At 74.5% G+C, this 13,125-nt stretch carries 13 protein-coding genes; 8 read left to right on the forward strand and 5 right to left on the reverse strand.

The window, feature by feature from the left end:
- Positions 1 to 21: 21 nt before the first annotated feature.
- Together IE287_RS11330 and gad are read right to left on the reverse strand one after the other, a co-directional pair.
- Positions 22 to 666: a GAP family protein gene (locus IE287_RS11330; RefSeq protein ID WP_189848910.1), complete on the reverse strand. Its 645-nt coding sequence runs from the start codon at positions 664 to 666 to the stop codon at positions 22 to 24.
- 157 nt (positions 667 to 823) lie between these two features.
- Positions 824 to 2,191, reverse strand: a complete 1,368-nt coding sequence (gene gad, locus IE287_RS11335; protein WP_189848832.1) for a glutamate decarboxylase — start codon at positions 2,189 to 2,191, stop codon at positions 824 to 826.
- A gap of 534 nt (positions 2,192 to 2,725) precedes the next feature.
- Here gad and IE287_RS11340 point away from each other — a divergent pair.
- A complete protein-coding gene (locus IE287_RS11340) occupies positions 2,726 to 3,046 on the forward strand; it encodes a carboxymuconolactone decarboxylase family protein (RefSeq protein ID WP_189848833.1) in 321 nt (106 codons plus the stop codon).
- Between the two features lie 146 nt (positions 3,047 to 3,192).
- The gene (locus tag IE287_RS11345; RefSeq protein ID WP_189848834.1) at positions 3,193 to 4,623 is read left to right on the forward strand and encodes a DUF2252 domain-containing protein; all 1,431 of its coding nucleotides are present in this window, start codon (positions 3,193 to 3,195) and stop codon (positions 4,621 to 4,623) included.
- Positions 4,624 to 4,747: 124 nt separating this feature from the next.
- Here IE287_RS11345 and IE287_RS11350 read toward each other — a convergent pair whose 3' ends face one another.
- On the reverse strand, positions 4,748 to 5,365 hold the full coding sequence (locus IE287_RS11350) for a GNAT family N-acetyltransferase (protein WP_189848835.1): 618 nt from the start codon (positions 5,363 to 5,365) through the stop codon (positions 4,748 to 4,750).
- Positions 5,366 to 5,413: 48 nt separating this feature from the next.
- A complete protein-coding gene (locus tag IE287_RS11355) occupies positions 5,414 to 6,310 on the reverse strand; it encodes an alpha/beta fold hydrolase (RefSeq protein ID WP_189848836.1) in 897 nt (298 codons plus the stop codon).
- 384 nt (positions 6,311 to 6,694) lie between these two features.
- Between IE287_RS11355 and IE287_RS11360 the strand changes: the two genes are divergently transcribed.
- Positions 6,695 to 7,087 (forward strand): hypothetical protein, encoded by a 393-nt coding sequence (locus tag IE287_RS11360; RefSeq protein ID WP_189848837.1) that lies wholly within the window; start codon positions 6,695 to 6,697, stop codon positions 7,085 to 7,087.
- 54 nt (positions 7,088 to 7,141) lie between these two features.
- Here IE287_RS11360 and IE287_RS11365 read toward each other — a convergent pair whose 3' ends face one another.
- A complete protein-coding gene (locus tag IE287_RS11365) occupies positions 7,142 to 7,690 on the reverse strand; it encodes a rhodanese-like domain-containing protein (protein WP_189848838.1) in 549 nt (182 codons plus the stop codon).
- A gap of 674 nt (positions 7,691 to 8,364) precedes the next feature.
- Here IE287_RS11365 and IE287_RS11370 point away from each other — a divergent pair.
- From IE287_RS11370 to IE287_RS11390, 5 genes are all read left to right on the forward strand, one after another.
- Positions 8,365 to 9,480, forward strand: a complete 1,116-nt coding sequence (locus tag IE287_RS11370; protein WP_189848839.1) for an LLM class flavin-dependent oxidoreductase — start codon at positions 8,365 to 8,367, stop codon at positions 9,478 to 9,480.
- A 130-nt stretch (positions 9,481 to 9,610) separates the two neighbouring features.
- Complete coding sequence (locus IE287_RS11375; RefSeq protein ID WP_373307833.1) at positions 9,611 to 10,363, forward strand: ABC transporter permease; 753 nt, start codon at positions 9,611 to 9,613, stop codon at positions 10,361 to 10,363.
- Between the two features lie 90 nt (positions 10,364 to 10,453).
- The gene (locus tag IE287_RS11380; protein WP_189848840.1) at positions 10,454 to 11,497 is read left to right on the forward strand and encodes a taurine ABC transporter substrate-binding protein; all 1,044 of its coding nucleotides are present in this window, start codon (positions 10,454 to 10,456) and stop codon (positions 11,495 to 11,497) included.
- A 70-nt stretch (positions 11,498 to 11,567) separates the two neighbouring features.
- Entirely contained in the window at positions 11,568 to 12,377 is an 810-nt protein-coding gene (locus tag IE287_RS11385) for an ABC transporter ATP-binding protein (RefSeq protein WP_189848912.1), read from the forward strand.
- Between the two features lie 128 nt (positions 12,378 to 12,505).
- On the forward strand, positions 12,506 to 13,087 hold the full coding sequence (locus tag IE287_RS11390; RefSeq protein ID WP_189848841.1) for a DinB family protein: 582 nt from the start codon (positions 12,506 to 12,508) through the stop codon (positions 13,085 to 13,087).
- Positions 13,088 to 13,125: the final 38 nt, after the last annotated feature.

Here is a 13,125-nt window from a genome sequence, read left to right on the forward strand (position 1 = left end):
TGAATCCCCCGCACCGCTGCGTCAAGCGGCCAACTGGTAGACGCTCCGGGCCGTCAGCCACAGGCCGGCGGCCAGGGAGAGGGCGACGATCAGCTGTTCCTGGTGTCGGCCGAGCCAGTTTCGCAGGGCGTTCAGCCGGGCGTTCGCGACCGCGGGGGCCCAGACCACGTAGGTCTCCATGACGATGAGGCTGAGCGTGGCCAGCAAGCAGTAACCGGCCAGTGCGAGCCAGTCGGCGGGGGTGGAGAGGTCCGCGTCGACGACGGTCGCGGCGCCGGCGGCGACCAGTCCCCAGGGCTGCAGCAGCCATGCCAGCCCGGCCGCCGCGCCCGGGGAGGCGTTGTCGACCCGGGCGGTCCAGCGGGGCGGGCCGTGCGGGCGGGGCGGCCGATGGTGCCGATACGCCCCGTACGCCACCAGTGCCAGACCGATGACGAGTTTCGCGGTGATCGCAGCGGTCGAGGGCACGCTGTGACGGGCCGGGGGCTGACCGCCGGTCAGAAGGACCACGAGGGCGATCACCGCCACCAGGTTGGCCAGCCACGACAGCAGGAACGCCAGACCCTGACGAACTCCTCGCCGCGAGAAGAGCAGCAGGATGAAGGCGCTGTTGTGCAGCGGCCCCAGAGTGACGGCCGTACCGATCACCACCAGGTCGAGGATCACCGGACCAGTCACTCCTGCGGGTCGGTGCCGTCCCCGCCCCAGGTGCAGGAGGGGGCGGACGGCAGGGGGACGGGGCGCTGCCGGGACACCGCGTCCCGGCTCTGCAGGCGGTGGGCCGGCCGGTCGGACGAGCCACGCCGACGGTGACGGAAAAGGCTCAGTAACCGGTGCCGCGCTTGACCTGGGCCCGCTCGGCGTCGTGCGTCGCCCCCTTGTCGTCCAAGGTGCGGCACGCGTCGGTGATGTCCTGGCTCAGGCGGTCGATGTGTTCCCGGCTCAAGGTCTCCTTGACGAGGGCACGCATGATCTTCACCCGCTCGGCGTTGGGCGGGAGCGTGTACGCCGGCACCATCCATCCGCGCTCCGCGGAAAGCTGCCAGGCGATGTCGGACTCGTCGTAGGAGTGCTTCCCGGCGAGGCGGAACGCGACGAGGGGCAGCTGTTCGAGGTCGCTGCCGATCACTTCGAAGCGGCCGCTGTTCCGCAGGTTGTCCGCCAGGACACGGGCGTTCTCCTGCATCATCTTCATGACGTAGGTGTAGCCCTGGCGCCCGAGCCGCACGAAGTTGTAGTACTGCGCGAGCACCATCGACGCGCCGGTGGAGAAGTTCAGCGTGAACGTGGCGTCGGTCTTTCCCAGGTAGTTCTCGTAGAAGACGAGGTCCTTGGCCAGGTCGGTCTCCTCGCGGAAGACCAGCCACCCGATGCCTGGATAGACCAAGCCGTACTTGTGGCCCGAGACGTTGATCGAACGGACCTGTTCGAGCCGGAAGTCCCATGCGGAATCCGGGTAGAGGAAGGGCCACACGAATGCGCCGCTGGCGCCGTCGACGTGGATCGGGATGTCGAGGTCCCGCTTGTCGCGAACGTCCCGCAGGAGCGCGTCGATGCCGACGACGTCGTCCTTGTGGCCGGTGAACGTGGTGCCGAGGACGGCGACGACACCGATCGTGTTCTCGTCGAGGTGGGGTTCCACGTCCTCCGGGCCGATCGTGTACTTGCCCTCCGCGAGCGGCACGATCCGCGGCTCGACGTCGAAGTAGCGACAGAACTTCTCCCACACCACGTGGACGTCCCCGCCGAAGATCAGGTTGGGCCGGTCGGCCGACAGACCGGCGGCCCGGCGACGCTCGCGCCACTTCCACTTCAGCGACAGCGCTCCGAGCATGATCGCCTCGGACGAGCCCTGGGTCCGGCATCCGGCGGCCGTCCCGCCCGGGGCGTGGAAGAGATCGGCGAGCATGCGCACGCAACGCTGCTCGATCTCGGCCGAAATCGGATACTCCGCGTGGTCGATGAAATTGCGATGGAGGTTTTCGGCGATCAGCCGTTGTGCCTCCGGCTCCATCCACGTGGTGACGAACGTGGCCAGATTGCGCTGCGGGTCGCCCTCCATGGCGAGATCCATGTCCACGAGCCTCATCGCGTCCGTCGCGGTCATGCCCCCCTCGGGAAACGTGTCCGAGGGAGCGGGTGCGGTCAGGAACCGGTTTCCGAAAAGAACCGCTTCATCACGATTTGCCATATAAAGATTCAAACAGTACGAGTTCCCCCTCCGGCGAGGGACACGCCGGGACGGGCGGAGCGTCCGTACCGCCGAAACGCGCTGCCACGGCGCCGGTCCGCCTCAGGCCGGCGATCGGCGTCCGACCCGGTCGGTTCCCGGTCGGGCGCCTCCGGGTGCGGCCGGAACGAGCTGCCCCGTGGTCGGGCGTGTCCTGAGGTGCGCGGCACGCGAGGGAGGCCGACAGTGGAAGGGACCCGATCGGCCGGACAGGGAGCAGGTCCGCGCACGACCGCACGCCGACGAGGAGGATCCGGTGACGACGAGCCGCGTGGGCGGGCCGCGCTCAGGTGGCGCGGAGCGGAGCTCCGCGCGGTCCGGCGCGGGCGGCGGCCGGGGTGCCGGTGCGGGACCCGCCGGTCCGCCGACCGGCGGACCTCCTCCGGAGCCCGTACGCGCCGTTGCGGGCCCTTGCCCCGATCGCGATCCGGGCGGCCCGTCCGCTCCGGCCTCCCCGTACGAAGGCCCGCCCCCACCCCCCGGAGGACATGCGCCATGTCCACTGCATCCGACACCCCCGTCCTGGACACCCTCGCCGCCATGACCGTCGACTCGGTGGAACGCTGCGGACTGGCCCCGGACGTGCTCCTCATCACGCGGATCGCGGCCCTCGCCGCCTCGGACGCCCCGCCGATCTCGTACGCGGCCCACATCGAGCCCGGCCTCCGGGCCGGCCTGACCGCCGAGCAGGTGCAGGACGTCCTGGTCGCCATCGCGCCCATCGTGGGGACCGCCCGCGTCATGACGGCGGCGGGCAACATCGCCGCGGCGCTCGGCATCGCCATCGCCGTCGCCGATGCCGAGATCGAGAACTGAGAGCGGAGAGCGCGCGCTGAGCGCGCGCCCACCCGGCATCGCCGGCCGGCTCGTCCGCCACCGGAGGAGCCCGCGGAGCCCTTCCGGCCGCCCCCGGCCGGTGCCGGACGTCCCGACGGCCGCACGGCCGGGCAGGAGGGTCTTCGATGTCCCGGAAGTCCAGCACGGCACTGCGTGCCGCGCCCCACGCCACCCCCGAGGAGCGCGCGGCGCTGGGCAAGGAGGCGAGGCGTCGCGCGCCGCGGTCCGGCCACGCGGTGTACGAGCCGTCCCCCGACCGGCCCGACCCGCTGAAGATCCTGGAGGCGCAGTCCGCGACCCGGGTGCCCGAGCTCGTACCCCTCCGCTACGGCCGCATGACGGAGTCCCCGTTCCGCTTCTACCGGGGCGCCGCCGCGATCATGGCCTCCGACCTGGCCGCCACCCCGCGCTCGGGATTCACGGCCCAGCTGTGCGGGGACGCCCACCTGCTCAACTTCCGCCTCCTCGCCTCGCCGGAACGCCGCCTGATGTTCGACATCAACGACTTCGACGAGACGCTGCCGGGTCCCTGGGAGTGGGACGTCAAGCGGCTGTCGGCGAGTTTCGTCATCGCCGCCCGGGCGAACGGCTTCGACGACGCCGAGCGCGACCGCATCGTCCGGCACACGGTCCGTTCGTACCGCGAGGCGATGATCGGCTTCGCGGCCATGCGCACCATCGACGTCTGGTACGCGAAGATCGACGAGGACCGCCTCGAGTCCCTGGCCGCGGACCGGCTCCACGAGGGCGGCCGGAAGAGCCTGGCCCGTGCCCTCGGGAAAGCCCGCGGCCGCGACAGCCTGCAGGCCTTCGACAAGCTCACCGAGACGGTCGGCGGCCGGCCCGTGATCGCGGCGGATCCCCCGCTGCTCGTCCCCGTCGGCGACCTGCTGCCGGACGTCGAGCGCCACGCCCTGGAGCGCCGGTTCCGCAGCCTGGTGAAGCGGTACGGCTCCACCCTGGCGTCCGACCGGCGCACGCTCCTGTCGGACTACCGCCTGGCGGACGTCGCCCGCAAGGTGGTCGGCGTCGGCAGCGTCGGAACCCGCTGCTGGATCTTCCTGCTCCTCGGCCGGGACGACCGGGACCCCCTCTTCCTCCAGGCCAAGGAGGCCGACACCTCCGTGCTCGCGGCGCACGTCGGCGCGAGCGCGTACCGCAACCAGGGCGAGCGGGTGGTCTCCGGCCAGCGGCTGATGCAGGCGGCCAGCGACATCTTCCTCGGCTGGGAGCGCGTGGACGGCATCGACGGCAGGAAGCGCGACTTCTACGTCCGCCAGCTGCGCGACTGGAAGGGCATCGCCCTTCCCGAGACGATGAGTCCGAGGCGCATGCGCGCGTTCGGCGAGCTGTGCGGGGTCACGCTGGCGCGTGCGCACGCGCGGTCCGGCGACCGGATCGCGATCGCCGCGTACCTGGGCGGCGGCGACTCCTTCGACCGGGCCCTCGCCACGTTCGCGGAAGCCTATGCCGACCAGAACGAGCGCGACCACCGGGCCCTCGTCGACTCCGTGGCCGCGGGCCGGCTGCCCGCGGAGCGACCGCCGACGGCCTGAGGCGCACGGCCCCGCCCCCTCGGCCCCGCTCCGCGGGAAGCGCGTCGTCGGCGCGCCGCGGCGGAGCGGTGGTGCCGCTGCGGCCCCGGGGACCGGCGCGGCGCGCCGGTCCCCGGGGTCCGTCTCACGGCATCGCCCGCGCCGCCGTTCCCCGGGGGCTCGTGGCGTCGGTGGGCGGGAGCCGCCGCTGGGCGGGGGGTCTGCGCCGCTCGGCCCACTGAGGTGCGAGCCAGTCGAAGACCAGGTGGTTGTGCCAGCGGCCCTCCTTGAAATCGACCTCGCGGAAGAGCCCCTGCTCCTGCATGCCGAGGCCGAGGTAGAGGCGCCGGGCGTTGGTGTTGTCCTCCCGGCACATGCACCAGAACCGGTGCAGCCCCAGTTCCTCGAAGCAGAAGGCCGCCGTGAGCCGGGCCGCCTCGGCGCCGGCGAGGGACAGGTTCCGCGCCTGCGGGTGCAGGACGAACGAGTGGACGTACGCGCTGCTCCTGCCCTCCCGGTTCACCGCGACGCTGCCGACGAGGGTGTCGTCGTCGGGCTGGGCGATCGCCAGGTGGTAGGTGCGCCGCCGGGGCGAGGCCGCCGACCGGAGGGCCTCGCGGAGGGCTTCCGCGGCCCCCTGCCTGCTCATCGGATCCGCGGTGAGGTAGCGCGTGGCCCCGGGGTCGCCCCACATCTCCGCCGCGCGGTCCAGGTCGGCCGTCGCCAGCTCCCGGAGGACGACGAACCGTCCGCGGCGGTGCACGGGTCGCCTATCCACGGGCAGCACGCCCACGGGCCGGGGGCAGTCGCGTCATGCGGGCCGCCCCTGCAGCTCCGACGCGCCGAGCGGACGGCAGTGGGGGATGACCCCGCTGTCGCGGCCCAGGTGGGAGGCCACGATCTGCCCGTACTCGTCGGGGCGTTCGACGTGGATCATGTGACCGGCGTCCTCGACGACGACGAACCGTCCGCGCGGGTAGCTCATGGCCAGTCGGTGGGCCTCGCCGGGCGGGGTCAGGATGTCGTCGACCCCCGTGAAGACCAGGACCGGCACGTCGGGCGGGGCCTGCGCCGGGGTCCCCGGGGGAAACCACTCGCGGTAGAGGTGGCTCCTGAGGTCCTCGAGGACGCCCGGGTCGAGCGATCCGATCCGCTCCCTGAACTGCGGCACGGGGCCTTGGCCGGCCTCTGCGCCCGCGTCCGCCGCCACGCCGAAGAAAAGACGCGTCGCCACCTCCAGCAGGGTGGCGCGGTCGCCGCGGTCGCTGGCGACCTCGGCGCTCTGGAGCCGGGCCTTCAGCTGCGGACCGGGCCAGGGACCCGCGCACACTCCGGAGAGGACGACCCGGCGCACCCCGGGCCGGGCCTGCCGCAGCATCTGCTGCACCACGAAGCCGCCCAGGCACTGGCCCACGAGGTCGTACCGCGCGAAGCCCAGGCTCTCCACCGCCCGCCAGGCGGCTCCCGCCAGGAAGGAGGCGTCGTGGGTGGGGGGCAGGGGGTCGGCCGCGCCGAACCCCGGGAGGTCGACGGTGACGACCGTGGTGCCCGGGGGCAGCGTCCTCTCCAGCCTCCGCGCCCATCCGTGGTTGCGGTGCAGCGCGCCCCCGAAGAGGAAGACCGGCGGGGCGGCCCGATCGGACCGGTGGTTGACGCGACAGGAGTAGGCGAAGCCCTCGTGACGCAGCCTCAGGATCTCCTCGCTCACAGCGCCTCCCCCGGTGCCGGAGGGGCGGGAGGGCCGGCCGGGTCCTGGTGACGGCCGGCCGCTTCGCAGGAGGGCGCCGCGGGGGCGACGCGAGGGGGCCACGGGGATGGGCAGGTCACGCCGGGGACGTTCATGCCCGGCCAACGAATCGTCCCGAGAACGGATACGGCGTTGTCCAGTCTTCGCCATAATACGGATTTTTCAGGCAGTTCACCTGATCATCGGACGGCGAGCCCGACGGGTGCGCCACGGCGGTCCTCCGCCCCCGCCCGCCGCCGACGGGGGGTCCCGTCGGCGGGCCGGTCCGGCGCCGCCGCGGTCGCGGAAGCTCCTCGCGGCGGTCGCCTCCGCCGGGAACGCCGGTCCGCCTGACACGATGTCCGCATGGAGCCGCTGCCGACCCCTTGCCCCGCCCGCCTCGTCCCCGACGCCACGGGCGCCGGCAGCTTCGACGCCGCCTACCGTCAGGCCAGGTCCCGGCACGCCGTGTTCGTCGCGATCGAGAGCCAGGGGGAGCGGTGGACGGTGAAGGCGGACACCCTCACCGCCGGCCCGGGACACACCGTCGACGACGTGGTGGCGGACGCCGCCCGGGACGCCGTGCTGCGCCTGGTCGCCGCCGGCGAGGTCCGCTCGGACGCCCACGCGGGCCCCGTCTACTACGTCCTGCACGGCGTGGACAGCGAGGACCGGGCCCGCGAGATCGCCGCCGCCCTCCACGCGGCCCTGTACGGGGACCCCGGACCGCTGACCCGCGTCGCACCCGAAGCGCCCTGACCCCTCGCCCGGGCCCGAACCGCGCCTCCGGGAGCGCGGACCCGGGTACGGCGGTCAGGTCCGGAGCCGGGCGTCACGGCGGTTGTGGGGCAGCCGGGCGAGGAGGGCGGCCATGCCGCAGGTGCCGGTGACCGCGGAGAAGGCCAGACCGGCTCCGATCGCCCCGGAGAGCAGGACGAAGGCGGGGTGCGCGAGCAGTCCGAGGAGCACGCCGGACACCACGGTGCCGCCGGCGGCCAGGCGGACCTGGCGCTCCATCGCCCAGACCGCCCGCCCGGCCCCGGCGGGCCGGTGCAGAGGGTGGCCGGCGGCCGTCCAGGCGCGGGTGCCGCCGGTCAGGCCGGAGGCGGGGACGCCGTGCGCGGCGAGCTCCCCGACCGCCTCGCCCGAGCGGCCGCCGGAGGCGCACACCACCAGCAGGGGCGCCCGCCCGGCGGCCTCCCGCAGCTCCGGCAGGCGCGGCGCGAGCCGGTCGAGGGGCACGTTGAGGGCGTCCGGCAGATGACCGCCGGCGAACTCGCCGGGGGTGCGGACGTCGACGACGGTCAGCTCGTCGAGGCGCTGCCGCGCCTCACTGACTCCGATGGCACGGGGAACGGTCATGGCACCACAGGTCCTTGCGGAGAGCGGGGGCGGGGAGCAGGGGCGAGGAGGGACCGGGGCGCGACGGCCGCGATGCGGAGGCGGCCGGATCGCGCCTCGCCCGGGGGCGAGGAGGCCCCGTCCGGGATACCAGGCACGGCGGCGACCCGCGTCAGGGGGCACCGCGCGACTGCCACGAGCCCTTCATGCGGCGGCAACAACCCCCCGCCCGCGGCCCCGGCGCACGCGCGGGACGCGCCGGGTGGCGGCCGGCCGGATTCTCGGCACGCGGAACACCGAGGTCCAGTATCCGGACCGCGCTTGCGTGCGCCGGAGCCGCGTCGCCAGGATGCGGCCATGGCCCCCGTACTCGTATCGCGTCGTCACGTGGATCTGCTGCGTGTCTCGACCATGCTGTGTCGGGCCGGCTTCCCGCGTGCGTACGGCCGCTGATCCGTCGATCCGCCGGTAAGCCGATCCACTGATCGGCTGATCCGCCGGTCCCTCGGTAAACCGGTCCGCCGGTCCGCTGATCGACCGGTCCGCCGGTCCGGCGCTCCTCACCCCGCACGCGACGACCGCGCGTTTCCCCCGCCGCTCGTCCCGTCCGTCCCCCTGCTCGCGTCCACGCGTCACCGGCCCTCCGCGGCGGCGCGTGTCGTGCCGCTCTGCCGCCGCTTCGACGAGGTCCCCTCATGCCGGAAGACCCCCTGCTCCTCCACTGGTTCCTGCCCACCGGCGGGGACGGCCGCGACCCCGGCGGCGTCACCGCCGTCCAGGGCCGCACCGGATCCGCCACCCGCCGGCCCGCGGACATCCCGTACCTGACCCAGGTGGCCCGGGCCGCCGAACAGGCGGGTTTCCACTCGCTCCTCACCCCCGTGGGGCTCGGCTGCGCGGACCCCTGGATCCTCACCTCCGCGCTCGCGCAGCACACCACCCGCATCGGGTTCCTCGTCGCGTTCCGCACGGGTTTCGCCAGTCCCACGCTGCTCGCCCAACAGGCCGACGCCTTCCGCAGGTTCGCGGGCGGTCGGCTCGCACTGAACGTGGTGACCGGCGGCGATCCCGCCGAACAGCGCGCCTACGGGGACCGGTTGGGGCACGACGACCGGTACGCCCGGACCGACGAGGTGATGACGGTCCTCCGCACCCTGCTGGAGGGCGGGACGGCCGACCACCACGGCACCCATCTGCACATCGAGGGCGCCCGGCTCACCGATCCCGAACTGCGCCACCCCGTGCCCCTGTACTTCGGCGGGGCGTCCCCCGCCGCGGAGGAGGTCGCCGCGCGGCAGGCCGACGTGCACCTGCTGTGGGCCGAGCCGCCCGCCGCCGTCGCCGCGCGCGTCGAGCGGCTGCGGCAGGGGGCCCGGGCGGCCGGCCGGGCCGTGCGGTTCGGGCTGCGGCTGCACGTCATCAGCCGGGACACGGCAGCCGAGGCCTGGTCGGAGGCGGACCGGATCCTCGCCGGGATCGACCCGGAGGCCGTACGGGCGAGCCAGGAGCGGTTCGCCGGCATGGACTCCACCGGGCAGGCCCGGATGACGGCACTGCACGGCGGTGTCGCGGACGCCGCCCGCCTCACGGTGGCGCCGAACCTGTGGGCGGGCATCGGCCTGGTCCGCGAGGGCGCCGGCACCGCGCTGGTCGGTTCGCACGACGAGGTGGCCGCCCGGCTCGCCGAGTACCGCGCCCTGGGCATCGACGAGTTCGTCCTCTCCGGCTACCCGCACCTGGAGGAGGCGTACCGGGTCGGCGAGGAGGTGGCGCCCCGGCTGCGCGCCCTGACCGCGGCGGACGCCGCGTGAGCGCCCTGACGACGGCGCCCGCCGGCACCGGCCGCGCGCCCGGGCCCGGCACCGCCCGGACACGGCCGGTGCCCCCTCGCCGCGGAGCGGCCGCCTGCGCGAGGCACTGCGCTGGGGGGCGCTGCGGACCGTGGCCCTCGCGGTGCTCCTCGCCGTCTGGCAGGCGGTGGTCTCCGCCGAGGTGTGGCCGCGGGTCCTGGTCCCCTCCCCCGGTGACGTGTGGCGGCAGTTCGTCCTCGCCTCCACCGTGCACGACGGGGTGCGCGGCTACGGCGGCCACCTGCTGGTCGAACACCTGGGAGTGAGCCTGGGCCGGATCGCCACCGGTTCGGCGTACGCCGTCCTGGCCGGGGTGCCGCTGGGTCTGCTGATCGGCACGGTCCGGCCGCTGGCCGTCGTCCTGGAGCCGGTGGTGACGTTCCTGCGGACGCTGCCGCCGCTCGCGTACCTCTCCCTGCTCGTCATCTGGTTCGGCATCGACGAGGCCCCGAAGATCTGGCTCCTGGTGATCGCCGCCCTCCCGCCGATCGCCGCGGCCACCGCGGCGGCCGTGCGCGCGGTTCCCGGTCATCTCGTCGAGGCGGCACGGGCGTTGGGGTCGGGCCCGACCGCCCTGCTGCTGTCCGTGCGGTTGCCCTCCGCGCTGCCCGAGATCCTCACGGGCGTCCGCATCGCCGTCGGCGTCGCCTACACCTCGGTCGTCGCGGCGGAGACCGTCAACGGCGTGCCCGGCATCGGCGGCATGATCCGCGACGCACAGCGCTACAACCAGACCGCACTGGTGATCGCGGGCATCCTCGCCGTCGGGCTGTCCGGGATCGTGCTGGACGCGCTCCTGCGGCTCGTCGAGCGGACCGCCGTTCCGTGGCGCGGCCGCACCTGACCCCGCTCCCGTCCCCGCCCTCCGCCCTTCGTACTCCTCCCGTTCCCTCTCGCCGTCCTCGGCGTCCCGTCCCACCACCGGAGATCCGCCATGCCCGCACGCCCGTCCCGCCGCACCCTCCTGCTCGCCGCGGCCGTCGCCCTGACGGCCACCGCCGCCACCGCCTGCGGAGGTGGCGGCGACACGGCCGACGGCTCCTCCGGCCGCGTCACCGTACGGATCGCCTACCAGGCGATACCCAACGCCGACCTGGTGGTGAAGAACCAGAGGCTGCTGGAGAAGGCCCTCCCCGACGCGGACGTGAAGTGGGTGAAGTTCGAGTCCGGCGGCGACGTCAACACCGCCGTCATCGCCGGGGCCGTCGACCTGGGCCTGGCCGGGTCCAGCCCGGTCACCAAGGGGCTCTCCGCGCCGCTGAACATCCCGTACAAGGTGGTCTGGATCCACGACCTGATCGGGGACAACGAGGCGCTCGTCGCCAAGCCCGGGATCGGCTCGGTGAAGGACCTGGCGGGCCGGAAGGTGGCCACCCCGTTCGGGTCCACCGCCCACTACTCGCTGCTCGCCGCGCTGGCCGCCGCCGGCGTCGACCCGTCGTCCGTGCGGACCGTCGACCTCCAGCCCCAGGACGCGCTCGCCGCGTGGAAGCGCGGCGACATCGACGCCGCCTACGTGTGGACGCCGACGCTGAGCGAGCTGGCCGAGGACGGCGAGGTGCTCATCAGCAGCCGGGAGCTGGCGGAGCAGGGCAAGCCCACGGCGGATCTGGGCGTGGTCACCGACGCCTTCGCGGCCGAGCACCCGGAGGTGGTCACCGCCTGGATCAAGGCCCAGGACGCGGCCGTCGCACAGGCGCGCACCGCCCCCGACACGGCCGCGAAGTCCATCGGGGCGGAGCTGGGACTGCCGGCGGACGAGGCGAAGCGGCAGCTGTCCCAGCTGGTGCTGCTCAGCGCGGAGGAGCAGGCGGGGCCCGCGTACCTGGGCACGCCGGGCGCCCCGGGCGGGCTGGCGGCGAACCTGCGCGACGCCGCCCTGTTCCTGAGGGGGCAGAAGGCGGTCGACTCGGTGCCGGACGAGGCCGTCTTCGGACGGGCGCTCGCCGTGGAGGAGCTCGCCCGTGCCGCGAAGTGACGGGCCGGAGGCCGACGCGCCCCGCACCGGCCTCACGAAGGCCGACGGGTCCCGGACCGACGGGTCCGATGTGCCCGACGCATCCGAGGTATTCGGCGCGTCCGGCGCGTCCGGCGCGGAGCTCGCGGTCGTCGACCTGGCGGGGGTCTCGGTCCGCTACGGGTCGCCGAAGCAGCCGGTGACGGCCCTCGAAGGGGTGGACCTGCGGATCCGCGCCGGCGAGTTCGCCGTCCTGGTCGGCCCGTCGGGCTGCGGCAAGACGAGTCTGCTGCGCGTGGTCGCGGGCTTCGAGCGCCCCGCCTCGGGCCGGGCCCGGGTCCGGGGTGCGCTCCCCCGGCCGGGGGCGGGCGCCGGGGTGGTGTTCCAGCAGCCCCGGCTGTTCCCGTGGCGCACCGTCGGCGGGAACCTCGCCTTCGCGCTGGCCCGCGCGGGGGTGCCGCGGGCCGACCGGCCCGCCCGGATCGCCGGACTGCTGGAGCGGGTCGGGCTGGCGGAGACGGCGGGCAGGCGGACGTGGGAGCTGTCGGGCGGCCAGCAGCAGCGGGTGGCGCTCGCCCGCGCGCTGGCCGCGGAGCCCGAACTCCTGCTCATGGACGAGCCGTTCGCCGCGCTGGACGCCCTGACCCGGGAGCGCCTCCAGGAGGAGGTGCGGGCGCTGGCCGGGCGGCTCGGCACGACGGTGCTGTTCGTGACGCACTCGGCGGAGGAGGCGGTCCTGCTGGGCTCCCGGGTGCTGGTCATGGCCGCGGGACCGGGGCGGGTGGTGGCGGAGCTGCCGGTGGGACTGGCCCGGGAGCCGGACACAGACGTGTCCGCGCTGCGGGCCTCGCCCGAGTTCGCCCGGCTGCGGGGCCGGCTGGCCGGGATCATGCGCGGCTGAGCGGGGTCCGCCCCCGCGAGGGGGCTGGCGGGGACGGGCCGACAACGCGCCACCGTCTTGCGCAAGATGATGAAATTTCTTGCACGGAAGGGTTGACCGGCGCCGTCGCAGGGGAGAGGGTCGGCCCCATGCCCGCACACGTGCCCCCCGTCGCCGACGAGCGCGACGGCCTGCTCGCCTATCTCGCCCAGCAGCGCAGGAACCTGCGCGTCACCGCCCACGGACTGTCGGATCATCAGGCGCGGATGACGCCGACCGCCAGCGGGCTGAGCATCGGCGGTCTCGTCAAGCACGCCGCGCGCTGCGAGGCCGGCTGGACCGATCTGATCCTCCAGCGGCGGCGCGGCCCGCGGCGGACGGCGGACGAGAGCGACTCCGCCGAGTTCGCGCTCACCGCGGAGGAGACCCTGGCGGACGTCCTGGAGCAGTACGGGGCCGCGGCCCGGGAGACGGACGCGGTGATCGCCGGGATCGCCGATCTCGGCCGGCCCGTCCCCGTCCCCCAGGGGCTGCCGTGGTTCCCCGCCGACGTGCCGAACTGGTCCGTCCGCTGGGTGCTGCTGCACCTGATCGAGGAGACCTCACGGCACGGTGGTCACGCCGACATCATCCGCGAATCCATCGACGGCGCCACCCTGTTCCCGCTGCTGGCCGCCGCCGAACGGTGGGCCGATCCGTGGTTCGAGCCCTGGCGGGCCCCGGCCGGCTGAACGTCCCGCCCCGCCGGCCGCACCGGACGCCCTCCCCC

The sequence above is a fragment of the Streptomyces omiyaensis genome, assembly GCF_014650895.1.
GTDB lineage: Bacteria > Actinomycetota > Actinomycetes > Streptomycetales > Streptomycetaceae > Streptomyces > Streptomyces omiyaensis.

Excerpts from the sequence above, each read along its gene's own strand:
- IE287_RS11365 (WP_189848838.1), bottom strand. The coding sequence starts at position 7,690 with ATGACCGTTCCCCGTGCCATCGGAGTCAGTGAGGCGCGGCAGCGCCTC.
- IE287_RS11360 (WP_189848837.1), top strand. The coding sequence starts at position 6,695 with ATGGAGCCGCTGCCGACCCCTTGCCCCGCCCGCCTCGTCCCCGACGCC.
- IE287_RS11390 (WP_189848841.1), top strand. The coding sequence starts at position 12,506 with ATGCCCGCACACGTGCCCCCCGTCGCCGACGAGCGCGACGGCCTGCTC.
- IE287_RS11340 (WP_189848833.1), top strand. The coding sequence starts at position 2,726 with ATGTCCACTGCATCCGACACCCCCGTCCTGGACACCCTCGCCGCCATG.
- IE287_RS11370 (WP_189848839.1), top strand. The coding sequence starts at position 8,365 with ATGCCGGAAGACCCCCTGCTCCTCCACTGGTTCCTGCCCACCGGCGGG.
- IE287_RS11380 (WP_189848840.1), top strand. The coding sequence starts at position 10,454 with ATGCCCGCACGCCCGTCCCGCCGCACCCTCCTGCTCGCCGCGGCCGTC.
- gad (WP_189848832.1), bottom strand. The coding sequence starts at position 2,191 with ATGGCAAATCGTGATGAAGCGGTTCTTTTCGGAAACCGGTTCCTGACC.
- IE287_RS11345 (WP_189848834.1), top strand. The coding sequence starts at position 3,193 with ATGTCCCGGAAGTCCAGCACGGCACTGCGTGCCGCGCCCCACGCCACC.